We start from the raw sequence: 24576 nt of genomic DNA, 5'->3' as shown, positions 1-24576 counted from the left end.
GCTCAAAATAAATGAGTGAACGACAGTAGATTATTTTATTTAAATGAACATAGTAGGAAATTTGCAGGATTTAATAAAGAATCTTCCCCATTCGTGATAATTGGTATACCAATGGATATTACAAGCAGTTATAGACCAGGCAGTAGATTCGCTCCAAACTCGATCAGAGATGCAGCGCAATATATTGAATTTTATTCCATAAGAAATGATATCGATATGGGAGAAATAGGCTTTAATGATGTAGGAGATATAGTTTTACATCCTTCAAACGTAGAGGAAAATCTTACTAGAATAGCCAGTGTGATTAATTATTTTCAAGATAACAAAAAAATTACTATATCAATAGGTGGAGAACATACAATAACTGCAGGGATTATAAAAGGGTTAAGAAAAGAGGGATTATGTCTTATTAGTTTTGACGCTCACCTAGATTTAAGAGAAGAATATATGGGGTATAAATATGACCACGCCTGCGTAATGAGAAGAATATCAGAATATAATGTGAAAATTATTGAAGTAGGTACTAGGGCTGTTAGTAAAGAAGAAATTGAGTATGCTAGGCAAAATGGAATAGCTTATTTTACACCTCATCAAATTAGACTTTTGGGAAGTAAGGAAGTAGCTAGAAAAATAATTACCTCAACTCAAGAATGTAAATCTATTTACCTATCAGTAGACATGGACGGAATAGATCCAGCTTACGCACCGGGTGTCGCAACACCAGAACCAGAAGGATTAGATCCAACTACCTTACTCGAGATCATAAATCTTATTGCAGATAAAAGGGTTGTAGGTTTTGATATTGTAGAAATTTCTCCACCCTACGATAGTTCTGGAATAACTAGTGTATTGGCAGCTAGAATTATCCTTGAGACTGCATCTGCTATTTACAAGTCTAGATCGCTTTAACTATTTTTATAGTAGGCTTTCTAACCATGTAAATAATTTTGTATCCACAATATGGACATCTTACACCTGGAAGAACCTTTAATTGTTCGTCTGTAAACGTTTTCCAACATTTACCACATCTATATACTGCCATGGTATCATCTATTCTACCAGTATGCTTATAAGATTATCTGATAAAATGTGATAGAAAGATTAAAAGGGGAGTACTTATAAAGATAATTTTTGAGAATGGCAGAAAATCTGTGTGGTGGTCTTCCACCAGATATATGTGAACAGCTCTCAAAGGAAGAACAGTTTATAAAGATAAAAGTTGAAAAAAGGAGATATGGTAAAGAGGTAACAATAATAGAAGGGCTAAGTGGAAACGATACTGAACTTAAAAAAATAGCTTCTGAACTTAAGTCAAAATTAGCAGCTGGAGGTACAGTAAAAGAGGGAAAAATAATGATTCAAGGTGATCATAAAGAAAAAGTAAAAGAAATCTTGATAAAAATGGGATATCCAGAATCAAATATCCTAGTTATTGAGTAGGAATTGAGATTTTTAATTCTTGCGTTAATTCCTTATACCTATTTCTTACAGTAACCTCAGTAACACCCGCAACTTGAGCTATTTCTTTTTGCGTTCTTCTCTCATCATGTAGCAATGAAGCAATGTAAATTGCTGCAGCAGCTAAACCAGCAGGATCCTTACCAGCAGTTAGCCCAGAACCCTTTGCCTTATCTATGATTTCTGCAGCGGTTTTCATAACAGCTCCACTTAAACCCAATAGGTTAGCTATCCTCGTAACATAATCCTTAGGATCACTCACTGGCACGCTAACATCCAATTCCCTTAGCAATAATCTATAACATCTCGCAACTTCTTTCCTATTGGCTTTAGTGTACTGTGCAATTTCATCCAATGTCCTAGCTAATTTCATCCTTCTACATGCAGCATATATTGCGGCAGCAACAACACTTTCTATACTTCTTCCTCTAACTAGACCTTTTTCAACAGCTTTTCTGTAGATTAGCGCGGCTTCATCCTTAACTGACTTAGGTAAATTTAATAGATTTCCTATTCTTTCTAACTCATTCATAGCTTGTGCTAGATTTCTATCAATAGAACTTTGTATTCTTGCCCTTATTTGCCATTTTCTCCATCTTAACGCTTCAAGTCTCCTTTTAGGATCTAAAGTCCTACCCATTGCGTCTTTATCTTTCCAATCTATAAGTGTTGATAAGCCTCTATCATGAATAGTATTATTTAAAGGCCCTCCTACTCTACTTCTCTTCTCCTTTTCCTCTGGAGTAAATGCCCTCCACTCAGGCCCTTGATCTATAATCTTATCCTCTAAGACTTCTCCAGTCTCGCTACAAATATATTCTCCTCTTTCAGCGTCAAATATAATCTTATCAGGGGGACAAGGAGTAGATACAGATTTATTTTCTTCAGACAAACATAACACCCCAATTATATATAGCCACGAATAGTAAACCTTTTAAACTTTTCTATTCCTCTCCTTATAAATCTTTCTGTCATAATTACCTAAGCTTTATCTAAAAAACAGAGAGATAACTGAAAATAAAGCGTTAAGTTTATATGATAAGCAAAATAATATACTATCAGCCGGGTAGTCTAGTGGTCAAGGATCCAGGGCTTTGGCCCCTGGGACCAGGGTTCGAATCCCTGCCCGGCTACCTTATATTCAATACTTACGCTGCTAAGATATAGAAATCGATTATCTTAGCTGATATAACTTGACTGATGAGGTCTAAGAGAAATGAAGAAAAAAATAAATACCTTGCTATATCATTATAATCCCAGTGCGGCCGTAGTCTAGCCTGGATTAGGACGCCTGCCTGCCACGCAGGAGGTCCCGGGTTCAAATCCCGGCGGCCGCATACAGAAGGGGGAATACCCCCTTCAACCCCCACTCCTAAATTTTTCGTAAGTTTCAACGACGTCATCTAAAGGACCAATGTAACGCTCCTTTACCTTACCATTTATCGTTTCCAATTTATAGACGTAATACCGCCCTTTCCTCTCACGGATTATTATGTCGCCATATTTATATCTAGTCTTCTTTTCCGTCATTTTTCGCCCTAAATTATTGGTTGCCAATTTTCATTTATAAGCTATGGGCAATCGTTAAATTTTGCCGTGATTTATGTTAAATTGAAAGAAGACGGCAAAAAATCCTTATCGGTGAGAAAAAAATGAATGACTATATAGATATATAGTACTCTATAGACGCTATATAATGCTATAGACCTATATAGGCAAAAAATGAATTATGACTTTTTCACGCGTTTATAACATAAAATGAGATTTCCATCTTTATCGAAATTAGCGTTTAATACAAACTCATCATTTTTCGATATATTAAAAGCCTCTACTATATCACGTGGTATGCGTAAATAATAAACGTCACCACTTCCCCCTTTTCTCGTTATCACTTTCATGTGTGAGAATTGGGAGTCCCCCATATGTGCTAAGTTTGACGGATTAGAATATGATGATAGTAATGATGTAATGGCGGATTGCTTGCACGAAGTGAAAGCGTGTATCGAGAGCACGGAAGTCGGAAAAAGGATTTATTGCTGTATATTCTAACAGGAAGGGAGAAGTGACGCGATTTTTAGTCGATATAATGTATTTATCTGATTTACTAAAATATTATATAGGAATAAGCGCAAACGGGTTTATTGCGATCAATCGCAATAAATTGTGGCTATAAAAACGTAAAAGTAACGTATTTTTAGGCTAGAAAACGGGGGTAGCTTGGTTATAATTGGGGTCACATGAAAAGACGTGGGATCCCTTAGTATACTTGTGGAAAAAGAATGAGGATTTATAAAGAGCCTTTTGCCTTTCTTAGGAACTTAAGCTTGCCTTTAAATACTAAGAAAGTTATTCCGCCTATTACTGCTATTCCTATTAAAATTTCTGGCAAATAGGCTATGTACCATGGTAATGAAGGACTATTTACTGGAATAAACGTCGCTGGTGATACGTTCAGAGGAATAACGAAACTAATGTTACTGATATTTACTGGCGCAGAGTTAGTTATTAGTGGAGTCAGACCATTTATATTTTCTGCATTTAAAATCAATGTGTTTCGCCTAAAAAAAGGGTTACCTTTAAAGAATTAAAAACGTTTTCACAAGTAGTACATTCTGCTATACTTTAGAATAACGCATATTCAAAGGTTGAATATTATTGTATATTTAGCCTACTGACAATTGTTTATAATCATAGTGATGTATTTGTGTACAAAACGTCTTTCAGATACTCAACGTATTTCTTATACGACTCTTTCGCAATTCCGAATAGTGAAACGTAATGTTGGGTCAGTATTCTAGTTGGTTTCCTACCCTGGATAAAATCAATTGTATCGAGAGGTACACCTAACTCGGCTAATTTAGTTGGGACAAACTTCCTAACGTAATTTATCTTTACTGCGTTAGGACACCTCTTTTCGAAATCTTGTATAGCGTGACGCGTTATATCGATTTGCCTTAACGGAGTGACGTGGAATATGTAGAAAAAGCCTTTATATCCACGTGTCCAGGCTAACGGATAATAACAAACGTCATTAGGGGACACCCCTAAAACCCCGATGCTATTAGCATTGGGGGTATGGGGGTCCCCCATTATCGCAAATATCACGTGAAGGATCATTTAACGCTTTCAGTATCTTGCTAAGTCTCGCCCCACTTTCTAATGCGAGACGATAGACGAAATAGACGTTATCACTATACTCTTTCGCTAAATCGAGTGTACGTTTAATCTCTTCTAACGACGGGACGTATAAATCGGCGTTAGTTTTTCCTATCTTTACGACTTTGAGTATTTTGTCGGCAAACTCTTCGCTAATGATACCGCGTAACGTGAGAAACTTAGTGAAAAGTCGATAAGCTTTTTGAGAGTTACGCGTCTCTCGGTATAGTCGTTTTAACGCATTAACGTATTCCTTTGCGGTCGTTTCGCTAATTTTCCTTTCGTGAAGTAAGTAAGCGTAAAAGGCGTTTAAGCTATCACTACTCGCGTATTGGCGTAAGTCGTTAACTAACGCAATTTTACGACGTTGAGTATCGTCTCTTAATTCCTGCTACGCAGGAGGTCTTGGGTTCAAGTCCCGGCGGCCGCATATATTTTATAGTTGAATTGAATGAGGTTCTTCAGAAAAATGGCGAAAAAGCTGATAATCTAAAAAGGTTTTACGAGTAATTTTTATTTATGTTAGGATTGGTTTTATGCTTATTAATTCGTAATTTCCATTATCTATTATTTTCAATTTTAATAAGGGGATTTAGTTATAGGTTTCTTGATGATGAACCTCGTAGTTGATGAAAGGTGAATTTAGGTCTTGAGTGCTGAGTTTAATAGTTAGTAGATAAGTTTAAGTAGTATAAGGAGAGGTAATTATGTAATGCTGTTGTACGTTGTTATTAAAACGCCTAATTTGCTTCAACTTCCAAAAATTATTTCTGATAGTATGGCAATTAACATACTTGATATCAGGGTTGAAAGCGAAAAAGGTAAACTGCTTATAGAAATACGCGGAGATGAATATAATGCTAGACAGATTTGTGAAGAACCCATTAAAGTCTCTAAATACAAATTTATTTGTACGTTGTACATTTCGTCTGAATTACTTAAAGTACTATCTCAGTACATCATTATGAATGGGGCTTTAACCGATGACGGTATACTATGGACTCTAATATTAAATGGGTATGCTGAATTAAGGAGCTTGTTAAACTCTTTAATTAGTATCACAAAGGACGTTAGAGTTCTGAAAGTTATAAAAGCTGAGAAGAAAGATGCAATAACTGCTAGACAAGAACAAATATTAAGAATAGCATTAGAAGCTGGATTTTTCGATTATCCAAGGAGAATAGGTTTAAAGGACTTAGCTAAGAAGCTTAACATGAGTCCATCAAGTTTGAGTGAAATCATAAGAAGGGCTGAGAAGAATATAATTACGGCTTACTTTGAAGAGAGAGAGTTATGAGACACGGTGGATATCCTTGGAATAATGGGAAGCCCCCATTAGATGTAAGGGATTTTAGTGTAAATCTGAATCCATTAGGAATACCTAGATTTGTGGAAGAGTTAATTAATGATGCGGTAAAGTTCAAGGTATATAATTATTATCCACCAGAAGAGTTGAAGGAGATAAAAAGTAAAATTGCAGATATTTATGGGGTAAATGAAGATCTAATAGGTGTATTCAATGGAGCTTCCGAGATTATTAATATACTTGGCGATAATTTCACAGTCCCTCAACCGAATTATGGTGAATATAAATTTAAGCAATATTATTTAGCCAAGGAAAATGACGAAGAATTTATATACGATCTGAAAGCTGGCAGAATACTTACGAGCAATCCTAATAATCCAACTGGATCCGCAATCAACCTGGAAAGCATAGGGAATTTTTTAAAAGAAAAGAGCAATGAGCTGATCTTAGATGAGTCATTTGTAGATATAAGCTTAGTCGACAGTGCAGTTAAATTAGTAAACGAATTTAGCAACATTACTATTATAAATTCATTTACAAAAAGCCTTGCAATACCGGGTTTAAGATTTGGTTTTTCAATAGGGCAAAAAAGTAAGGAATTGGAGAAATTAGTGCCTATCTGGCGTATTAATTCCATTACGTACTATGTGATATCTAATTTAAGCCCAAAGGAAGTGAGGTCTTTCTTTTCCATGAGTAGGAGTAAAGTTAAGGAGATTTATGAGAAGGTAAATAGCATTAAACGTTCATTTAAGCTGTACAAGTCTTATGCACCGTTTTTCCTAGTCGAATTTAAAATACCTACAAAAATAGTAAATGAAGAACTCATGAAAAGATGTAAGTGCTACATAAGAGATGCCAGTAACTTTTTAGGTTTAAGGCAGACCCACGCTAGAATAGCACTGAGAGAAGATATAGTTGACTTAATCCATGTAATAAACGATATAATTGAAGAGAAAAATGCTGAGTCTTAGTTTAGCGCCTTAGTGATCTCAGTCAACTCCATATTGACATAACCTTCTACATGCCCAACGTAGACCTCATTGGTGCTTAAGTCCCTTACTGTGGTCACGAGGAGTTGATTAGCTGGTAGAAATCTTCTCGTAAAAGATGCTTGTCAGTTCATTGATAATAGGATGGCAATGGTGTAAGTTTTCTTGTCTTACGTGTCGTCAAATGGTAATCTGGACTAGGTGGTTTCCAACTCTTTCCTTTCCTATTCTCATTGATTCACTTAGCTGGTTTAGTCTTTTGGGTAAGGTCTCGTAATCTAGCCTTACTAATATAATTAGGAAGAAAGATAGTTAAAATTAATAATAATGTAATCTATTTCATTGATATAGGAAAAAAGAACAAGGATTTAAAAAAAGGCTTAAGAGTTGCCCGCAACCGCAAATACTAAGAAAATAAATAATACCCCGAAGATTGAAAGAAAAGATGTAATCGTAGTAGCAATTGCCGGGCCTTTGTGATAACCTTTTAGGAAAAACGGTATCATTAAAATTGCCTCTATGCTAGCAGTTACTAATATAGGTATAAATAAAGAAAATTGCAAAAATATTAGAGAAAATTGTGGCAATAACAAGATTCCTAAAAATCCTAAAATGCTTCCTATTATAAAAGAGAAAAATGAAATTAATATATACAAGGGTACCCTTACTATCTTTCTTTCTAGCATAATAAAAAATGGATTAAAAAAGATTTTATCTTTTATGGGATAAGATATGCGTTTAATGGATTTAGCGATTGAGTTAATGGTATACCATAAATAGTATTGTAGATATAACGATAGTGAATATACGGCAATTATTGTTGGCTCTGCATTTGCAACTATTAGACCAAGATACTCTGTTTCTTCTGGTAGGGGCACCAGAAAGAGGACTTATTTGTCCCCAAACTTGTTTAACAGTTGTAATTATGCTCGGTCTAGAAGGAGTTTCCTTAACACGTCAGCCCTAAACTTGACATACTACTGTTTCCTCTGAGTATTAACTCTCCCCTCAGCTTCCTCAGTTGGCTTCTGACGCTCATTATTCAAATTACTAGTCTAAAAAGTTTTTAGTGGGAGAGAATTTCAACGTCAATTTCAGTAAAACCCTAATAAAGGTATAAGTTATTTTTACAAGAAGGTAAGTCATTTTAAACAGAGACACTCTTTGATATATACCAAGACAAGAAATTATATTAGCAGAAATTTTTGGCTACTTGCTTAAAGCACGGGATTATTATAAGTTCATCTGTACAAGGAAGGTGAACTATTTTTCAGAAAAACGGAATGGAGTTTTATTTAACATTTGATTAACTTAGCTTATATTTCAAAACTCAAGATATAATATTTGCAAGTTATTATTGTCTGCTACATTTTAGGCCCATACGTACTTTAAACTGGTTATAAATCTTACTAGAAATCCAGCTAGGATGCCAATGAGATTTGTTAGCAATAGCACGATAGTTGAAGTGCCAAATGTGCTGAAAAACAATATAAATATTGCTTGTGATATTGATGCCACATGTAATAGGTATATTAGTAGAACTATCGCTACAATATATTGTACTATATTCCCAAGATAAGATGAACCGTGGAACTTCGCCAAGCGACTTAAATATGTACCGCTTCTTTTATCCCTAAAGGTCCATATATCATTTAAGATAAAATTGAAGAGTAATGAAATTTCAATAGCAATTGCTAACGCTATTCCAACAGGAATCACTTTAGAGGTTAAAACGTATATTCCCTCATTAATCACTGTACCTATTCCGCCAACAACAGCGAACTTCAGGAGTCTAATTATATATGACACAAAATAACTATCGTGAGTAAATTAATAAACACATTCATTGGAATTTTTAAGGTCTTACAGTGTAATAAACTCTTTTTCTTCCTTTTCCTTTGTTTTCTACTTTAAGTAAAACAATCTCTCCTATTTCCTTGGTATTTTTAACGTGAGGACCTCCATCAGCTTGTATATCTATTCCCGGTATCTCAACTATTCGCCAAATTGGGATCTGAGGTGGATTTCTCCCAGCTAATTTTACTATTGCCGGTATCATTAAAGCCTCTTCTCTAGGTAGAAAATACACTTTTACATCTATTCCCTTTTTAACTATTTCATTAGCCTCATTTATCAATTCGTTCAAGACGTCTTTATTCTCTACGTTAAAGTCGTCTTTAGCTTGATCTGGGCTTATATGGCCACCTGTTATTAACGCACCGAATTTAGTATATGCTAGCGCAGCAATTATATGGGATGCAGTATGCAATCTCATCATTCTATATCTTCTATCCCAATTTATAATGCCCTTTACCTTATCTCCTACTTTAAGTGAGCTTGAGTCTATCTTATGCAGAATTTCTCCATTTTCTCTCTTTACCTCAGTTACGTTTATCTTTTCTCCATTTTCATTTATCAAAAAGCCTATATCGTTCTCTAGTCCACCTCCTCCTGGATAAAACGCAGTCTTATCTAATATTACAAAATTATTTTCTATCTTGATAACTTTTCCTTCAAATTCTTTTATGTATGAATCATTTAAGTAAAGCTCCTCTGTCATTTAATTTATCTTATTACCTTGAAGTATAAATATTCCATTCTTGTATTTATAGGTTAGGGTTAATGGATCTACTTTAGCAGGTAACGGTATAATTTTAATTAAACGATTAGCTGACGAGTCAGTTACATAAATTTTATTCCCATCAGTCTTTATATTAACTTTATCATATACTATTTCTTTCCCCCTAAGATCCAAATATATTACCACGCTGTTTGACGATATAATTATATCATAATCTGGATCTTCATCTTCTCTGATGAACGCATTTGCCATATTACTAATATTAGATTCTAACAATTTAAACTCTTCACACTACGTGTTTGGTCTTATAAAGGTTAGCAGAGCAAGATATATATTAGCCATGCTCGGGAAAGATTTCCAAAAGATGTGGGGTAACGGGCAAGACAAATTTAAAGTAAAAGGCTCTAATGAGCCTTTAAAATATAGACTGGTTAACGCTCATTATAAAATTAGTTCAATGATTAGTAGACTTGACGCTTACATTGCTAAAATGCAGGAAAGAGATAAAATATTATTTGAGAGAGTTGTAGAAGCACAAATGGCTAAAGATGTACAGAGGGCAGCTATGTACGCGAATGAAGTAGCTGAAATTAGAAAAATTTCCAGACAGTTGTTAACAACGCAAATTGCGTTAGAGCAAGTACAATTAAGGTTAGAGACTGTAACAGAATTGGGCGATGTGTTTGTAAACTTGATCCCTGTATTGGGTGTAGTAAATGAATTAAAGTCAGCTTTAAAGGGTATAATGCCAGAAGTGTCGCTTGAGCTTACTGAATTAGGAGAAGGGCTGCAAGAAATAGTTACTGAGTCTGGAGAGTTCACCGGTATGGGATCTTATGCAGCAGCCTCGTCACCAGAGGCAAGGAAGATATTAGAAGAAGCCTCAATTGTGGCTGAGCAAAGAATGAAGGAGAAGTTCCCAGATCTACCAGTTAGTTCTGGTCTGACTAGCAAATCTAATACATAAACGTAACTTCTTATTTCTCTTTTCACCTCAATTTTAACCTTTTATATTTTCATGTATTTTTATAGTACAATGCCAGATGAATTTACTGTTACACCTTGGGAAGTTAAGGGTAAGGTAGATTATGATAAGTTAATTATCCAATTCGGAACTCAAAAGGTTACTGAGAGTTTGAAACAAAGGATGAAAAATATAGTTGGGGATTTACACGTAATGCTCAGAAGGAATATATTTTTCTCTCATCGAGATCTAGATCTAATTTTGGATGACTATGAGAAAGGTAATGGTTTCTTTTTATACACTGGAAGAGCCCCATCATTAGGTATGCATATTGGTCACCTAATTCCTTTTATATTTACAAAATGGTTGCAAGAAAAGTTTAACGTGAACGTGTATATTGAAATAACTGATGATGAAAAATTCATGAGAAATCCAGAGTATACCTTAGATCAAACTAGAAGTTGGGCTTATGATAATATTTTAGACATAATCGCAGTTGGCTTTAACCCAGATAAAACCTTTATCTTTCAAGATACAGAGTATATACGAAACATGTATCCTATCGCAATTAAAATTGCAAAGAAGCTAACATTTTCTGAGGTTAGGGCAACATTCGGTTTAGACGTTTCTTCAAACATAGGGATTATATTTTATCCAGCTTTGCAAATAGCCCCTACTATGTTCGAAAAAAGAAGATGTCTTATACCTGCAGGAATAGACCAAGATCCTTATTGGAGATTGCAGAGAGACATAGCGGAGAGTTTAGGATATTATAAAGCTGCGCAAATACACAGTAAGTTCCTCCCACCACTCACCGGCCCTGAAGGAAAAATGAGTTCATCAAATCCAGAAACTGCAATATATCTTGTAGATGATCCTAAAACCGTGGAGAGAAAGATCATGAAATATGCATTTTCAGGAGGTCAGCCCACAATAGAGTTACATAGAAAGTATGGAGGTAACCCCGAGATAGACGTAGCTTTTCAATGGCTGTATTATTTCTTTGAGGAAGATGACAAAAGAATTGCAGAGATTGAGGAAGAATATAGGTCTGGTAAAATGCTAACGGGTGAGCTGAAACAGATATTAATAGAGAAGTTAAATAATTTCTTAGAAGAACATAGAAGGAAAAGAGAAGAGGCTAAAGAGCTTGTACATGTATATAAATACGATGGAAAATTGGCTAGTGAGATGTGGAAGAAGATTCATGAATAGACTTATATAATCCCATTTTCTTTAAGTGATACACCACTAGATTAGTGGAAATATTTAATTGCTTAGCTATTCTATATATGCTATTTCCCTTCTCATATTCTTCTTTTATCTTCTCTATTTCCTTCTGATTCAATTTTCTTCTCTTTTTAACAAGGTTATTCTTCTTAAGTATTCTTAGTACTGTGTTAAAATTGATATTTAGTTCTTTACTTATTCTATTAGCACTGTAGCCCTGACTAGCTAGTTCTAAGATCTTTTGTACTTTTTCAGATGGGATTTTTCCTCTGAAATTAACTTGTGCTTTTAGCAATAACCTACGAACCTTAGAGTAACTTAATCCTAATTGTGTGGCAATTTGTCTAATACTTAATCCACTCTCATACATCTTCTTAACTTTTTCAAGAATCTCTTCTTCGTCCACGGTAAAACCTTATTCTAAATCAATTATATTAATCTTTTCCCAAAATCTATGTAAGATGATAAAAATAGGTACGTGTGGCTTTACTTATAAACATTTTAATTATTTTAACGTTCTGGAAGTTCAGGAGACATTTTATGATTTCTTAAGCGAGGAGAAAATGGCGAAACTAAAAGATCTTTCAACTAAGAATAACGTGGAATTAACGATTAAAGCCAATCAGATAATTACTCATAGTTATAATAAATTTACGTATAGAAGAGCCAAAAACAAATTTGGGAATGTGGAAAACTACGGCTACTTTAAACCCACGAAAGAGGTTATGGAAGCTTTAGAAATTACGCTGAATGAAGCTAGATTTTTAGGTTCTCGAATCATAATATTTCAAAGTCCAGCATCTTTCAGACCAACTGAAGAAAATATAAAGAATCTTAAAGATTTTTTCAGAACCTTAGATAAATCATTTATTTACGGCTGGGAGCCTAGGGGAGAATGGTATTCTGATCTTGAGACTCTAAGTAAAATATTTGATGAGATAAGGGCAATTCACGTTGTAGATCCCTTTAAAAACAAACCTTTAGATAAGCTACAAATAAAATATTATAGGCTTCATGGTTTAGGAGAAGAGGAGGTCAATTATAGATATAAATATACTGACGATGATCTAAAAAGACTTAAGGAGTATGTTTTATCTGAAAATAAAGATATAATATATGTTCTCTTTAATAATATTTATTCATTCGAAGACGCATTAAAATTTAAAAGCATACTTAGTGTCTAAACTAATTTGATGAATTTTCTCCTCTATTTAGGTTTGGGAATTATTTTAGGTCTATCTATGGCTGCTCCTCCTGGTCCAATAAATGCTATGATTGCCAATGAGTCTACAAAATCCTGGTTACATGGAAGTAGTGTGGGAGCAGGAGCAATGACGGCCGATTTGATCTTCTTTGTAATTACCTATTTCATTCAAGAGTATATTCCAAATTATATAGTAAAGATACTCTACATAATAGGAGGAGCATTTATGTTATACTTAGCCTACTTAACATTTAAGTCTAAAATGCCTTCTAGATCCGTCAGTGGCAATTATTTCATAGGACTTTCCATGGGTTTAATGAACCCTTATCAAATAAGTTGGTGGATTAGCGTTGGGATTTCAATGATTAAATCCCTTTCAATTTCTATAATACCAGGGTTCTTTATGGGTATTGTAATTTGGGTTATTGTTTTCCCTAAGGCTATAAATATACTTGGTAACAAATATGTGAAATATATAAAGATAATTTCAACTATCATACTGTTGATATTTGGTATTTACCTATTATACGAGGGTATTTCTAATGTTGTCTAAGCAAGAAATTAGACAGATGATATGGAAGAAATTAGAGTATGAGAATATAGCCTTATTTCCTAGACCAGTTTACGGTCGAATACCTAACTTTAAAGGTGCAGATAAGGCAGCCTTTAATTTAGCAAAATGCGTAGAATTTCAGAAATCTGAAGTTATTAAGGTGAACCCTGATTCTCCTCAATATAAGATTAGGGAGATTGCTCTAAGAGAGGGGAAAAAGGTTTTAGTCCCTACACCTAGGCTGAGAGGGGACTTCTTTTTGTTAGATCCAAATAAGATTAGTGTTTCTGATATTACAAAAGCCGCTAGAATATCTGGATTTTCAAAATACGGAATAAGAATTCAGCTGGAAGATATAGACAAAGTGGACCTGATAGTAGCCGGTTCTGTTGCTGTGGATTTGAATGGAAACAGAGTCGGTAAAGGCGAAGGGTATAGTGAGTTAGAATTTGCGATATTGAGGGAATTAGGAAAGGTAAACGAAATCACGCCGATTGCGACAACAGTTCATGACATTCAGATAGTTGATGAGATTCCAGTAGAGCCTTATGATGTTCCAATTGACATAATTGCGACACCTACAAGAATTATAAGGATTAATAGAAAAAGAGAGAAGCCAAAGGGAATTTATTTAGAATATTTATCTAGGCAAAAAATAGAAGATACTCCCTTTTTAAAGGAATATCTAAAGAAGAGAAGATATAATACTTTGTAAATCTTTACAAGTTTCTTCTGCTCTTCTAAGAAGCTTTTGTTTAAGCTCATCCTTCTTTACGCTATATAAAAACTTAGGCCTTCCACCTCTACTTACGCTAGTTTTTTCCTTTTCTACTAATCCTGCGTCAGCTAATTTTTTCAATATCAAACTTGCTCTACTTTTGCTTATTCCCAGTTCGCCGGCTATCGTATCTACGTCTTTGCCAGTATTACTACCTAATATCTTTACAAACGCATCTACATCTGCCTCTGATAAACCGTAGGCTACTATTAGAAATCTCTTTAATAAAAAACTTTTTTCGCTAATTTCAATACTCAATAAACTTTCACCAATCTTTATTTAATATTTTTTTATTTTTAAGTTTTTCCTTCATTAACCCTCAATTTTTTATTTGCATTTATATAATAAATAATATCATGAGTGAAGAGCTAAAACGCAAAATAATAGAAATTCTCTCAAAAGGTGATAAAACATCTATTCAGATAAGAGAAGAGCTAATTCAACTGGGCGAGGAAATAAATTTAATCGAATTTAGAAAAGCCTTAGCGGATCTTGTAAGAGAAGGTGTTCTTGAGAAGTATCCAGTTTATGAAGAGAAGAAATTTTACTTTAGAGTAAAAGGTAAAAGTCATTGATTCGACTCTACTATTTTAATTACCTTATCGGCTATACTTAGAAATTCTCTAGAGGTTGGACTGTCTGGATGTTTTAAGAAGAATGGTTCTCCAGAATCATTTGCTTCGGCTATTGATGGATCAAGAGGAACTTGACCTAGTAAATCTACACCCATTTCTTCTGCCATCTTTTTACCTTTTCCTTCACCAAAAATGTAATATACTTTCCCATCGCTAGGACATACAAAATAACTCATATTCTCTATCACACCTAATATTTTTGTATTCACTGTTCTGGCGAAATTTATGGATTTTTTAACCGCTAGCGTAGATACTTCTGAGGGTATTGTCACTATTACAAAACCAGTAAGTCCTGGAACTAACTGGGCAACTGATAATGCTTCATCTCCAGTACCGGGAGGCATGTCTATTATTAAATAATCTAATTCTCCCCAATTTACATCTCCTAAAAACTGCTTTATGGCAGTGTGTTTTATCGCTCCTCTCCATACTACCGGTGTGTCATCTCTTGGTAACAAGAAATCTATTGAAACAACCTTTATGCCAAAAGGTCCTACAACCGGGTTTATTCCTTTATCGTCAGCGGTTAACATTTGTCCTCTAACCCCTAACATTTTAGGTACTGACGGCCCATGAAAATCTACATCAACTATACCTACTTTTCTTCCACTCGCAGCTATAGCCATAGCTAAATTAGATGAGACAAATGACTTTCCAACGCCTCCTTTACCGCTGACAACTCCAATTTTATACTTTATATTTTTTAATTTCATCTGTATTTTTAAATCTGCCATCTGAATTTGTTGGTTAACTTTTCTCAAGTCACGAGGCTGTCTTTGAGGCTGTGGTTGTGGATTTTGAATCCTAAAAGGATTATTGCTCATCTAGATATCATTCTCGTAGGAGCTAATAATATTATCTAATTTTTCTAAGAGCTTCTGCACTTCTAAGTCAGTTAACCAATCCACTGTCTCATTGCACTGTTTATTTGATATTTTATATAAAATTTGTTCTGTACTTAATTTTGTAACATCTATTTCGCATACCTTACCGTTAAAAACCTCTTTAGCCTCTTGAGAGATTACACCCAAAATTTCGGCTTCAACGTTCTCAGCTACTTTTAGATCAGACCAACCCCGCTTTTTGAGTTCATCGTATAGCAATAAAGGATGTTTTCTGAGGACAAAAACCATATCTGCCGTAGATACCAAAGAAGGATAGATGGTTTCTATTACAAAATTGCCTTTTTGAATAATTTTCCCTAATTCCTCCTTAACCCTATCCTCATCTATTATATAACTTTGCCTTAATTCATCATATTCTGTGTAGAGTTTATTTTCAATTATAAATTGCGATAGCTGAAAATATGTTAAATTGAATTTGGCTGCTATCTCCTTAGAAACTAGTGTTTTTCCAACGCCTGGAGTTCCAGTTACTATTATTATCATTATATCATTGCTAGTACTGTTTCTACTGCAAATAAAACTATTGAGATTCCAATAAGAGTTATTTTAACAGTCTTATCTGCCTCGCTCTTTATAATTTCATATATACCGTATGGGAGCATCAAGAAACCTAATATTAACAAGATTTCTTCTATTAGTATCATAATTAGTTTATTCTTTTCCCTCCTCTTATAAGATAATAGGTACCAGCATATATAATACCGCCTAAAATACCGCCTATATGTGCGATGACGTTCACATTGGGAAATAAAAGGTCACTAACTCCAAAGACTGACACTAGAAATAATAACCCATAAATCCCTAAATTACCTCTGTTCAGCAGATCATAAAATGTATAGTAACTTAGTAGTCCAAATATCCCTCCAGAAGCCCCTGAACTTAAAGTAAAGGGACCATAAAATAATACCGTAAGTACATTACCTAAAATACCTGAGAGAATAAAAATTCCAAATTCGTGTTTTCCAGCTTTTGCACCGAAAATTAAGTATACTACATATAATGCGATAAAATTGAAAATATAATCTATAATACTATTTGTTATAAAAATGGATGAGACGAGTTCATAATAATATCCTCTAATTACTAGATAATTCAATTGCTCGAGATAATATATAGAAGTACTATTCACAAAAGTTGCTACAATACCAACTATAAATCCCAACGTTATAAAAAACATTAACAAAAAAGTTGGTATATCTATTATATTTTTTATTAAATTATATTTACTAACCATTATAGAAACACCAGAGCAAACGCTAAAACTATCAATATAGACCATATTATCATGTTCCATCTAAAAATCTTTAAACCATCTAGAACCCAAAATGGTAGTAGGTTGAAGAATGCTACCCAGAAGTTAAATCTAGCTAAGTCACTGAAAAATGCTAACGCTAACCCATAATGTATTATCGATTCTCCAATAAGCCCAATAAAGCCCAATACTATATTGGTAAGAGGCCCTGCAAGTGCTGTTCTCCCTTCTATATCCCTATTAAATCTGAACCCGCAAGATATTGATGTATACCCAGCGAAGAACACTAGGATACCAATAAAACTACCAATTAAGTTAAGTATTAATGTAGTCCAAAATCCCACAAAACTTAAGGTAAATCTCGAAAAACATCCATATCTTCTTGCAGCTTGTCTGTGTCCTATTTCGTGTGGTATTATAGCTAATAACGCTACTGCATAAGGAATTATTACGAATCTTAATGGATTTATGAGTATTAATATAGGCGAGGCAAATGGTATATAGGCTACTGCTAATGACAATGCTGCAAGCAAAAAAGCTAGTATTTCATTCAGATTAGCGTATTTCCACTCTAAGTACCTAATATCCCACGACATATTTTATCTTATTAAACTTAGTAGCTCTGAAGGTATTAAATTATTACTTAGATACTCTATGTTAGTGCTATCTATCTTCCAGATCAGTGCCTTTTTGTCATTACTTATTGTTGCCATGTAAGTATTCCCACTCAGTTTTATTATTCCTTCGAATATAATATTAAACAGTTTTTTAAAAGAGTTAAATGTATCAAAAACAACAGACCTGTAAATGAATGGCATTGTTATTTTTAGACAGATATATTTCTTAGTTAGAACTGCCATTAGTTCTTTAGAGAAGTTATTATAAAGTTCTGGCCTCAGTAAGGTTATTTGAGCATTCCCCTCAACGCTTATGATTACCACTAACATTTTCCTGGAGATATTATATGTAGAGATTAAAATTTCAAATATCCTTAAAACATTTGCACAGTCCTCACTAATATTTTTAGCAGGAACAAAAAAGGAATACATCCCATCCTTTTGTGCCATGAGATCTGCTAAAACTTCAGCAAAGAGTTTAGGCGAAATACCTATTAAGTATAGTTCCTTTTCAAGAGACTCTCCCAATTCAATAATATGACCTTCTGTAGTAAGGTATCTTTTACCTATTCCACGTAAGTAATCTACTGTTGCTTCAAATCTCACAAAAATAAAGTAGTATAGTCTAAACTTTTAAATACTTTGCGTATATCTCTGCGTTTAATTCCATATTTTTGGCCAGCACTTTTTCTAACAACACTTTATCATTCGTAGAAGGGTTGTAATTCTTTATAATGGCCTCTATTTGTTCCAATAACCTTAGCACTTCTTGAATTGTCTCCATACTTTTCAATCTTCATAACTTCTAAAAAATGGTTACTTGTGTAAAAACGGTATTTCCACAATACTTTTTACCCTTATGACATACTGAACGTATTGTGAAAAATACTACTGCTCTCCTATTATTGATGATATGGTTACTACTTATAGCAATACTCTTACCTTTTGCAATTAGAACTCCTAAATTATTTACCTATTCTGATACCCCATTTTTATCTAATAACATACAAAGCGTAAGAGCCAATAATATTTTAAATCACTATTTTAATATTAGTAATACGGATTATCTATATGTAATTATTAATTCCTCTTCTTATGATAAAGCTCTTCAAGAGATCTACTCTAATATATATCTTCTTAATAATGCCACAGTAATAACTCCCGACGAATACCTTAGTTTACTTAAAGCCCAGTATCTCAACTATCTTGGGCTAGCCAATAATGTAAGTAATTTTTCTAGATTCCTGGATATTTTATATCTTAACATATCTAAATTAAAATTATATTTAATCTCTCATTTCCAATATTTTGAATATCAACTAAATATAACCTTCGGTCTCCCCTTGCATAATTTTTCTTCCAATTCTTGTCCAGTTTATAAGGTTAATTTTGAAAAATTTAATGGAAGTATTCTAGAAAAAGCTAGGTATGCTGGTTATCTTACTTTTAAAGACCCATTTCTCTTTTACTTCGGATTTAATAACTACACAAATTATACGTTAGCGTTTAACTTTCTACTTCATTTTAGCAATTATTCTGCAATTGTTTATAAGTTATTAAACGTAACTAATACAACTCCAATTCACGATAATGAAAAATACAATTTATCAATAATATCTAATTCATCCTTTCACAAGGGTAATTTATGGTTATTTATTGTGAAAGTTCCTTCTAATGAAAGTTTAGTCTCTATAAATCGGTTTACTGAAGGTCTTAAAGATTCTTACATTGTAGGACATTTAGCTTACTATGCTCAATCTGCATATTATACGCAAAAGGATATTGAAATCATAGATATAACCACAATTATCCTAGTTTTGATCCTATTGGTACTTTTAGTAAGGTCAATAATTCCTATTTTAGTTCTCATAGGCAGTGCATCAGTTGGCCTTATACTAACCTATGGAATAATGTACATTGAGACTCTTTTAGGATATAAAATATACTACATTTCGGGGCTAGTCGCTCCACCTATAATATTCGGGCTTAGCATAGATTATGGTATTTTATTTATTTATAGGTATTTCGAAGAGTTGGCAAATAATAATCCTACTCCACTTCAGCTTGCATTTAGAAACTCCATTAAAGGTATTCTTCTCAGCGGGGTTAGTATTATCATAGGGTTTTCCAGCTTTATTATTTCACCATCAACCCTATTGCAAAACATAGGAATAGCTCTAGTAACTTCTTCTCTTTCAGCACTCTTTCCTTCAGTATTTTTAGTGTATATAATGTTACTTTTAATCTCTCCAAAATATCTCAGCTTTCCTAGGAGGAAGATACCAAGTATAACTGATATTAGGCAGAAATATTTATACAATTTTTCAAATTTCGCTGTAAGGCATAATAAATTAATAGTAAGTTTAATGCTAATTTCAATAGTTGCTCTATCTTTTCTCTTCATCACTACGCATACGAATGTGAACATAGACGAGATATTACCACCATATGCTAACTCAGTTATAGGTACGAAAATCCTCAGTCAACTCTATAACTATAGTATAGATTATGTGATATTGCATGGTAGTTCCTCATCTAATTACACACTTCTCTACGATCTGACAAAGGAGCTTATAGCTCAAGGCAATTTAGTTTACGGTCCATTATCTGTGGGCAATCAATTAATACTTAATAATACGAATTTGTATAGACACTTCCATGAGGGTAATTATACTTTACTAATAGTATATCTAAGATATCCAGTTTTCAGTCAAGGTGCGATAAATCTTACTAGCTCACTTATAAATAAAGGCTTTCTTGTGGGTGGTGATAACGCTCAAAGGATAGATATTGTTACAAATACTGTAAATACGTATTTTAAGTATACATTACCCTTGACAATAGTTCTAATTATAGCGTATCTTTTCATACTTTTAGGATCAGTGTTTCTACCCTTAAGGCTGTCGTTGACTATCGGTTTAAGCTCGCTATTGGGATCATCTGTCGTTTCTTTCGTTTTCTCTTCTCCTTATTGGCTGTCTCCTCTTGTGATTTTCGCGCTTCTTTTTAGTCTGGGTATAGATTACGATATGTTCATAATTATAAGACTATTAGATGAAGTGAAGAATCATGAAGATATTAGTATTGCCATAGTAAAGTCCGTAGAGAATACTGGACTAGTAGTAACTACATGTGGCTTAATTTTAGCCGGGGCCTTCTTTTCCCTAATGGTTGCAGATTTAAGGTTTCTACAAGAAATAGGCTTAGGTATTGGTGTTTCAATTTTATTCGATACTTTTATTGTTAGACCGGTTCTAGTTCCTGCCATAATTTCAATTCTCAAAAAATATAACTTTTGGCCATTTAAGATAAGGAAATTTCTTTATATTTAATCCCTATGTTTATTACCTTTTTTACTACATCTAGGGGATCTCTTCCAAAAACGTAAGTGTTGGCTTCAATTCCAGTACCTCCTAAGTGTATTATCGCGTCTATATTCTCTTCAAATGCAGAAGATATTAGTAAGGCTATCTTATCGTCATCTATGTCGTTTTGAGGACCTACTTTCTTATATCTATATTTTAACTCCTTTAGCGCTTGTTCAACTTTATCATCATATTTTATGTTCATTACAGATCTTATGGTTGGATTACTAGCCATTACTGATAAAAGGACCTTAGCTAGATGCTTACTTCCTCCCCACATCGGTTTAGATGCTGGTGTAGGTATATCTCTAACCTTAGTTATCCTTCCCGGTATTGCGATTACGTCTTCTATTCTTTTTGCGTTAGCCTTAGCGAATGCTAAGTTACTTAATACTTCAGGAATTAAAAGTGAGACTGATTCATTCTGAAGCATTGATAATGCTAGTTCCATTATTTCCTCTTCATTTTCTCTATACAAGTTTTTGCAAATATCACAATCTAGTGGGATTTCGCTGTCAATTGTCTTATGATATCTGCAGAATTTTAACCTACTTAGATTTAATAGAAAGAAGATACTGATGTATTGCATTACTTGTTTAGAATCTCCATTTATTAGTAATTGAGTAAGCTTATCTAAAAAATCTTCTATTTCATCAGTAGATAATCCTAAATTTTGAAGTCTTCTAGTGTAAATACCCTCATCTTCATCAAGGTATTGCTTAACTGCAGGCTGACTTACTCCTAGTAAGTTTGCTATTCTTGTCTGGCTCATATGAAGTTCTCTAAGCCTTTTAGCCTCTAAAACTCTAATTGATGTTATGAATACATCATCGAACATAGATAGTGGCGATTTTAGCACAATAATAAGATTGAGATCAGAAAAAAATTACTTTCTGAATCAAGAGTTAACGTTCGCGGCGATTGATGGATCCTTCTCAGACATATTTTTTGAGGATAGTAAGGGATCTTATGTAGTTATAGGTATTATAAAAGGTAAAATATATAGTAATTTTAAATTTAATATAGAAAATATAGTAGTTAAAGATGAAATATGTATGTGTGATGGAGAGAGGAGAATGAGAGAGTTAGAATATATGGCATTAGACACGAATAATGTGGATCTTATATTTTTTGATAGGAAACTATCTCTGGATAAATCTTTAGGCATTTCAGTACCTCAAAATTCAATTGGGATAGTAAAAGACTTCGATCTATCAATTAGAGAAAGATTAAACTCAATTCCAAATCCACCTTGGCTAATTATCAGCAAAAGAGACAACGGAATCATATATGGATACTTCAAGCTTTTTCCTTCATCATGGGTATTTTATATAGAATCTCAAGTTTTTACGGAGAATCTTGAGGAATTATTATTCTTAATCTATAATTTAGGCAAAGAACCCATACCAGAGGCCCTAGGATATAATTATCCATTATTTTTGGCTGATAAACTAGTAAAATATTATAGAAATAAGTTGAATAAGCTCGTAAGCACGACCAGTTTGCAAAGTAACGTTAGGTACAGAGAATTTAGAAGTTGGATTGAAAAACTAAGAAATAATGGAAAGTATATTTGAAGCGGAGGAGGGAAGGCTTAGGGAGGCTAAGGTAATAACTAGACAAACATCTGATGGTAGAGGTACTGTATCTTTTAGGAATTATATAGTGGAATTTCCTTTTTCATTAAAAAATAAATTGGGAATAGGAAAATTGCTTGCAGCAAATACAATTATGGAAAATAACTATCTAGTGTTAGAAGTTGCGGATATAATTCCAATGCATTATGGTATGATAAACCTAGATATTACGATACCAAAAGAGATCAGAAATGAAATAATGAAGAGGGTAGACGAAAGCTGGAACTCAGAAGATGAGAAGGAAACCTGGATAGATGCTATAGCTTATCCACTAGGTTACATACTTGAAGCTAGTCCTAATAACATAATATTCAAAAAAGGATATCTTCCCCCCTTATTGGGTTCCTCTGTAAAAATACTTAATAAAGATGCATATAAGAGCTTTGTATGCGCAAGAACTAACGTAAGCCTAGGTAAGATATTACACGAAAATATTCCTTTAAATATAGATTTAGAAAAAGCAATAAAATATCATCTAGGTGTTTTTGCGTTTACCGGTTCTGGCAAATCAAACTTATCTTCATTAATAGTTAGAAGGGTACTAGACAACTTATCTGATACCAAAGTTGTTATATTTGACGTATCAATGGAGTACGCTGTACTTCTCATAGATAAGTTATTGGAGGTTCAATCTGAGATTGTAAGCTTAGATAGGATCCCAATGAGTGCAGTAGATGCAGGTAGAAGGTTCATTCGTAGTCACGTAATCCCGGATGATATAGCGGATATAAAAGATAAGTTGAGGAAGGGGGCGGAGATCTTATATCAAAATGGAAAGATGAAACAACTATATATACCACCAGAAGGCTTAACGTATTTAAGTTATGCTGATTTAATAGATTTAGTTAAAAAACAAATAGAAGATAAATATACAGCAATATCACAGAAACCCTTGCTTTATACATTTTTAAGCAAACTAGATAACTTCATGAGGGAAAGAAAGCTAACTCCAGACGATATTGTTGATGATACAATTAACCAACTATTAGATGAAATGGAAACTCTAGGTAAAGAAGCTCACTTAAAGGAGAATTCCTCGCTATTTACGTTTATAGCAGGCGTGAGGTCTTACATATCCATGGGAATTCGTGAGAACGAAGAATATGATATAGAAAAACTGGCAATAGAAATATTGGATTCCTCTAAAGAATCTCCTAGGTTAGTAATCTTAGAGTTACCTAACTTAGAAGAGGGAAGACAAGTAGTTGCGACTATAATTAATCAAATTTATAATAGAAGGAAAAGAATGTATTCCGATAATCCTAAAATATTATTTATAATTGATGAGGCTCAAGAATTTATACCATATGATACAAAACAAAAGGACAAAAGTGAGGCATCCAGTGTTTCGATAGAGAAATTACTTAGGCACGGTAGAAAATATCACCTACACGCGTTAATAAGCACACAGAGGCTAGCATATTTAAATACTAACGCATTACAGCAACTACACTCCTATTTCATAAGTACTCTTCCCAGACCTTATGATAGGCAATTGTTGGCTGAAACTTTTGGAATTAGTGATATGTTATTAGATAGAACTCTCGAATTAGAACCAGGTCAATGGCTGCTGGTAAGTTTTAAAGCTGCTCTTCCACATGACGTTCCGGTATTCTTCAGCGCTGAAAATAATTTAAATATTGTAAAGGACGTTCTATCAAAATTATAATATTACTTCTTCTAAATCCCCATTTTCATTTGCGAATCTGCTATATGTCTCCTCAGACATTATTAAGATCATAAGATCCGTATGTTCAATATTCTTATATACTTCGTCATAAATTAAATCTATTATTTTCGATTTATCTTTACAGCTCGCAGATCTAACTATAATTAGATAATAAGAATCGTTTGAATCCTTGAATAGATGAACATTATTATTGCCATTTAATTCCATAGCCTTCCTATATGCGAGTATAATTGAATTATCCATGAAATAAAAT

General features: G+C 33.6%; 32 protein-coding genes, 2 tRNA genes and 2 pseudogenes. 15 read left to right on the top strand and 21 right to left on the bottom strand.

Annotated elements, in window-relative coordinates; all coding sequences use genetic code 11:
* The first annotated feature begins 15 nt into the window (after positions 1 to 15).
* Positions 16 to 909, top strand: coding sequence for an agmatinase (gene speB / locus V6M85_RS12825; RefSeq protein WP_338600865.1), 894 nt, complete (start codon positions 16 to 18; stop codon positions 907 to 909).
* Here the strand turns inward: speB and V6M85_RS12820 are convergent.
* On the bottom strand, positions 896 to 1042 hold the full coding sequence (locus V6M85_RS12820) for a DNA-directed RNA polymerase subunit P (protein WP_229571556.1): 147 nt from the start codon (positions 1040 to 1042) through the stop codon (positions 896 to 898). The two genes, speB and V6M85_RS12820, sit on opposite strands and share 14 nt — an antisense overlap.
* A gap of 95 nt (positions 1043 to 1137) precedes the next feature.
* On the opposite strand from V6M85_RS12820, the gene yciH reads away from it, so the two are divergent.
* Positions 1138 to 1440 (top strand): stress response translation initiation inhibitor YciH, encoded by a 303-nt coding sequence (gene yciH / locus V6M85_RS12815; RefSeq protein ID WP_338604814.1) that lies wholly within the window; start codon positions 1138 to 1140, stop codon positions 1438 to 1440.
* Here the strand turns inward: yciH and V6M85_RS12810 are convergent.
* The gene (locus V6M85_RS12810; protein WP_181443752.1) at positions 1430 to 2359 is read right to left on the bottom strand and encodes a transcription initiation factor IIB; all 930 of its coding nucleotides are present in this window, start codon (positions 2357 to 2359) and stop codon (positions 1430 to 1432) included. The two genes, yciH and V6M85_RS12810, sit on opposite strands and share 11 nt — an antisense overlap.
* A gap of 159 nt (positions 2360 to 2518) precedes the next feature.
* Between V6M85_RS12810 and V6M85_RS12805 the strand changes: the two genes are divergently transcribed.
* A tRNA-Gln gene (locus V6M85_RS12805) sits at positions 2519 to 2591 on the top strand.
* Positions 2592 to 2719: 128 nt separating this feature from the next.
* A tRNA-Gly gene (locus V6M85_RS12800) sits at positions 2720 to 2795 on the top strand.
* A gap of 22 nt (positions 2796 to 2817) precedes the next feature.
* Here the strand turns inward: V6M85_RS12800 and V6M85_RS12795 are convergent.
* The 3 genes and pseudogenes from V6M85_RS12795 to V6M85_RS14215 form a co-directional block, all read right to left on the bottom strand.
* Complete coding sequence (locus tag V6M85_RS12795; protein WP_338600855.1) at positions 2818 to 2988, bottom strand: putative integrase; 171 nt, start codon at positions 2986 to 2988, stop codon at positions 2818 to 2820.
* A gap of 757 nt (positions 2989 to 3745) precedes the next feature.
* On the bottom strand, positions 3746 to 4006 hold the full coding sequence (locus V6M85_RS12785) for a hypothetical protein (RefSeq protein ID WP_338600851.1): 261 nt from the start codon (positions 4004 to 4006) through the stop codon (positions 3746 to 3748).
* Positions 4007 to 4146: 140 nt separating this feature from the next.
* Positions 4147 to 4972 (bottom strand): annotated as a pseudogene (locus V6M85_RS14215) (integrase).
* A 354-nt stretch (positions 4973 to 5326) separates the two neighbouring features.
* Here V6M85_RS14215 and V6M85_RS12770 point away from each other — a divergent pair.
* Together V6M85_RS12770 and V6M85_RS12765 are read left to right on the top strand one after the other, a co-directional pair.
* On the top strand, positions 5327 to 5911 hold the full coding sequence (locus tag V6M85_RS12770; RefSeq protein WP_338600846.1) for a helix-turn-helix domain-containing protein: 585 nt from the start codon (positions 5327 to 5329) through the stop codon (positions 5909 to 5911).
* Entirely contained in the window at positions 5908 to 6894 is a 987-nt protein-coding gene (locus V6M85_RS12765) for an aminotransferase class I/II-fold pyridoxal phosphate-dependent enzyme (RefSeq protein WP_338600844.1), read from the top strand. The genes V6M85_RS12770 and V6M85_RS12765 overlap by 4 nt, the downstream gene beginning before the upstream one ends.
* Here V6M85_RS12765 and V6M85_RS14210 read toward each other — a convergent pair.
* The 5 genes and pseudogenes from V6M85_RS14210 to V6M85_RS12745 form a co-directional block, all read right to left on the bottom strand.
* Positions 6891 to 7013 (bottom strand): annotated as a pseudogene (locus tag V6M85_RS14210) (hypothetical protein); the annotation flags it as partial. The gene V6M85_RS12765 and the pseudogene V6M85_RS14210 sit on opposite strands and share 4 nt — an antisense overlap.
* A 279-nt stretch (positions 7014 to 7292) precedes the next feature.
* On the bottom strand, positions 7293 to 7790 hold the full coding sequence (locus tag V6M85_RS12760; protein WP_338600842.1) for a hypothetical protein: 498 nt from the start codon (positions 7788 to 7790) through the stop codon (positions 7293 to 7295).
* A gap of 493 nt (positions 7791 to 8283) precedes the next feature.
* Positions 8284 to 8721, bottom strand: a complete 438-nt coding sequence (locus V6M85_RS12755; protein WP_338600839.1) for a GtrA family protein — start codon at positions 8719 to 8721, stop codon at positions 8284 to 8286.
* A gap of 46 nt (positions 8722 to 8767) precedes the next feature.
* Positions 8768 to 9472 carry an alanyl-tRNA editing protein AlaXM gene (gene alaXM, locus V6M85_RS12750; RefSeq protein ID WP_338600837.1) on the bottom strand — a complete coding sequence of 235 codons (705 nt, stop codon included), beginning with the start codon at positions 9470 to 9472 and terminating at the stop codon, positions 8768 to 8770.
* Positions 9473 to 9745 (bottom strand): hypothetical protein, encoded by a 273-nt coding sequence (locus V6M85_RS12745; RefSeq protein ID WP_338600834.1) that lies wholly within the window; start codon positions 9743 to 9745, stop codon positions 9473 to 9475.
* On the opposite strand from V6M85_RS12745, the gene cdvB1/B2 reads away from it, so the two are divergent.
* Positions 9729 to 10460 (top strand): cell division protein CdvB1/B2, encoded by a 732-nt coding sequence (gene cdvB1/B2 / locus V6M85_RS12740; RefSeq protein ID WP_422398067.1) that lies wholly within the window; start codon positions 9729 to 9731, stop codon positions 10458 to 10460. The genes V6M85_RS12745 and cdvB1/B2 overlap by 17 nt on opposite strands.
* A gap of 69 nt (positions 10461 to 10529) precedes the next feature.
* The gene (locus tag V6M85_RS12735) at positions 10530 to 11672 is read left to right on the top strand and encodes a tryptophan--tRNA ligase (protein WP_338600831.1); all 1143 of its coding nucleotides are present in this window, start codon (positions 10530 to 10532) and stop codon (positions 11670 to 11672) included.
* On the opposite strand, the gene cbp1 is transcribed toward V6M85_RS12735, so the two are convergent.
* Complete coding sequence (gene cbp1 / locus V6M85_RS12730; RefSeq protein WP_338600828.1) at positions 11641 to 12093, bottom strand: CRISPR DNA repeat-binding protein Cbp1; 453 nt, start codon at positions 12091 to 12093, stop codon at positions 11641 to 11643. The two genes, V6M85_RS12735 and cbp1, sit on opposite strands and share 32 nt — an antisense overlap.
* Positions 12094 to 12148: 55 nt before the next feature.
* On the opposite strand from cbp1, the gene V6M85_RS12725 reads away from it, so the two are divergent.
* The 3 genes from V6M85_RS12725 to V6M85_RS12715 are packed head-to-tail and all read left to right on the top strand — an operon-like array spanning position 12149 to position 14159.
* On the top strand, positions 12149 to 12871 hold the full coding sequence (locus V6M85_RS12725) for a DUF72 domain-containing protein (protein WP_338600825.1): 723 nt from the start codon (positions 12149 to 12151) through the stop codon (positions 12869 to 12871).
* Between the two features lie 9 nt (positions 12872 to 12880).
* Entirely contained in the window at positions 12881 to 13444 is a 564-nt protein-coding gene (locus tag V6M85_RS12720; protein WP_338600822.1) for a LysE family translocator, read from the top strand.
* Positions 13434 to 14159 (top strand): 5-formyltetrahydrofolate cyclo-ligase, encoded by a 726-nt coding sequence (locus V6M85_RS12715; RefSeq protein WP_338600819.1) that lies wholly within the window; start codon positions 13434 to 13436, stop codon positions 14157 to 14159. Before V6M85_RS12720 ends, V6M85_RS12715 begins: the two co-directional genes overlap by 11 nt.
* Here V6M85_RS12715 and V6M85_RS12710 read toward each other — a convergent pair.
* On the bottom strand, positions 14130 to 14480 hold the full coding sequence (locus tag V6M85_RS12710; protein ID WP_338600816.1) for a helix-turn-helix domain-containing protein: 351 nt from the start codon (positions 14478 to 14480) through the stop codon (positions 14130 to 14132). The two genes, V6M85_RS12715 and V6M85_RS12710, sit on opposite strands and share 30 nt — an antisense overlap.
* A gap of 98 nt (positions 14481 to 14578) precedes the next feature.
* On the opposite strand from V6M85_RS12710, the gene V6M85_RS12705 reads away from it, so the two are divergent.
* Positions 14579 to 14797 carry a hypothetical protein gene (locus V6M85_RS12705; RefSeq protein ID WP_338600813.1) on the top strand — a complete coding sequence of 73 codons (219 nt, stop codon included), beginning with the start codon at positions 14579 to 14581 and terminating at the stop codon, positions 14795 to 14797.
* Here V6M85_RS12705 and V6M85_RS12700 read toward each other — a convergent pair.
* From V6M85_RS12700 to V6M85_RS12670, 7 genes are read right to left on the bottom strand one after another with little or no spacing between them, the layout of a single operon-like run.
* The gene (locus tag V6M85_RS12700; RefSeq protein ID WP_338600810.1) at positions 14791 to 15681 is read right to left on the bottom strand and encodes an Mrp/NBP35 family ATP-binding protein; all 891 of its coding nucleotides are present in this window, start codon (positions 15679 to 15681) and stop codon (positions 14791 to 14793) included. The two genes, V6M85_RS12705 and V6M85_RS12700, sit on opposite strands and share 7 nt — an antisense overlap.
* Complete coding sequence (locus V6M85_RS12695) at positions 15682 to 16245, bottom strand: adenylate kinase family protein (protein ID WP_338600807.1); 564 nt, start codon at positions 16243 to 16245, stop codon at positions 15682 to 15684.
* A complete protein-coding gene (locus V6M85_RS12690; protein ID WP_338600804.1) occupies positions 16245 to 16406 on the bottom strand; it encodes a hypothetical protein in 162 nt (53 codons plus the stop codon). Before V6M85_RS12690 ends, V6M85_RS12695 begins: the two co-directional genes overlap by 1 nt.
* A 2-nt stretch (positions 16407 to 16408) precedes the next feature.
* Complete coding sequence (locus V6M85_RS12685; protein ID WP_338600801.1) at positions 16409 to 16996, bottom strand: rhomboid family intramembrane serine protease; 588 nt, start codon at positions 16994 to 16996, stop codon at positions 16409 to 16411.
* Positions 16996 to 17610: a site-2 protease family protein gene (locus V6M85_RS12680; RefSeq protein WP_338600798.1), complete on the bottom strand. Its 615-nt coding sequence runs from the start codon at positions 17608 to 17610 to the stop codon at positions 16996 to 16998. The genes V6M85_RS12685 and V6M85_RS12680 overlap by 1 nt, the downstream gene beginning before the upstream one ends.
* Before the next feature lie 3 nt (positions 17611 to 17613).
* Positions 17614 to 18237: a hypothetical protein gene (locus V6M85_RS12675; RefSeq protein WP_338600795.1), complete on the bottom strand. Its 624-nt coding sequence runs from the start codon at positions 18235 to 18237 to the stop codon at positions 17614 to 17616.
* A 19-nt stretch (positions 18238 to 18256) separates the two neighbouring features.
* Positions 18257 to 18415, bottom strand: coding sequence for a hypothetical protein (locus tag V6M85_RS12670; protein ID WP_338600792.1), 159 nt, complete (start codon positions 18413 to 18415; stop codon positions 18257 to 18259).
* Between the two features lie 124 nt (positions 18416 to 18539).
* Here V6M85_RS12670 and V6M85_RS12665 point away from each other — a divergent pair, with 124 nt between their 5' ends.
* Complete coding sequence (locus V6M85_RS12665) at positions 18540 to 20963, top strand: MMPL family transporter (RefSeq protein WP_422398144.1); 2424 nt, start codon at positions 18540 to 18542, stop codon at positions 20961 to 20963.
* Here V6M85_RS12665 and V6M85_RS12660 read toward each other — a convergent pair.
* Positions 20935 to 21855 (bottom strand): thiamine-phosphate synthase family protein, encoded by a 921-nt coding sequence (locus tag V6M85_RS12660; protein ID WP_338600786.1) that lies wholly within the window; start codon positions 21853 to 21855, stop codon positions 20935 to 20937. The two genes, V6M85_RS12665 and V6M85_RS12660, sit on opposite strands and share 29 nt — an antisense overlap.
* Here V6M85_RS12660 and V6M85_RS12655 point away from each other — a divergent pair.
* Together V6M85_RS12655 and V6M85_RS12650 are read left to right on the top strand one after the other, a co-directional pair.
* Positions 21815 to 22573 (top strand): DNA double-strand break repair nuclease NurA, encoded by a 759-nt coding sequence (locus tag V6M85_RS12655; protein ID WP_338600783.1) that lies wholly within the window; start codon positions 21815 to 21817, stop codon positions 22571 to 22573. The two genes, V6M85_RS12660 and V6M85_RS12655, sit on opposite strands and share 41 nt — an antisense overlap.
* Positions 22554 to 24302 carry an ATP-binding protein gene (locus tag V6M85_RS12650; RefSeq protein WP_338604806.1) on the top strand — a complete coding sequence of 583 codons (1749 nt, stop codon included), beginning with the start codon at positions 22554 to 22556 and terminating at the stop codon, positions 24300 to 24302. The genes V6M85_RS12655 and V6M85_RS12650 overlap by 20 nt, the downstream gene beginning before the upstream one ends.
* On the opposite strand, the gene V6M85_RS12645 is transcribed toward V6M85_RS12650, so the two are convergent.
* Positions 24297 to 24566 carry a hypothetical protein gene (locus tag V6M85_RS12645; RefSeq protein WP_338600780.1) on the bottom strand — a complete coding sequence of 90 codons (270 nt, stop codon included), beginning with the start codon at positions 24564 to 24566 and terminating at the stop codon, positions 24297 to 24299. The genes V6M85_RS12650 and V6M85_RS12645 overlap by 6 nt on opposite strands.
* Positions 24567 to 24576 lie beyond the last annotated feature (10 nt).

The organism is Sulfolobus tengchongensis (assembly GCF_036967215.1).
Taxonomy (GTDB): domain Archaea; phylum Thermoproteota; class Thermoprotei_A; order Sulfolobales; family Sulfolobaceae; genus Saccharolobus; species Saccharolobus tengchongensis_A.
The sequence above is the reverse complement of the archived record's forward strand: the minus strand, read 5'-3'. Positions and strand labels throughout refer to the sequence as shown.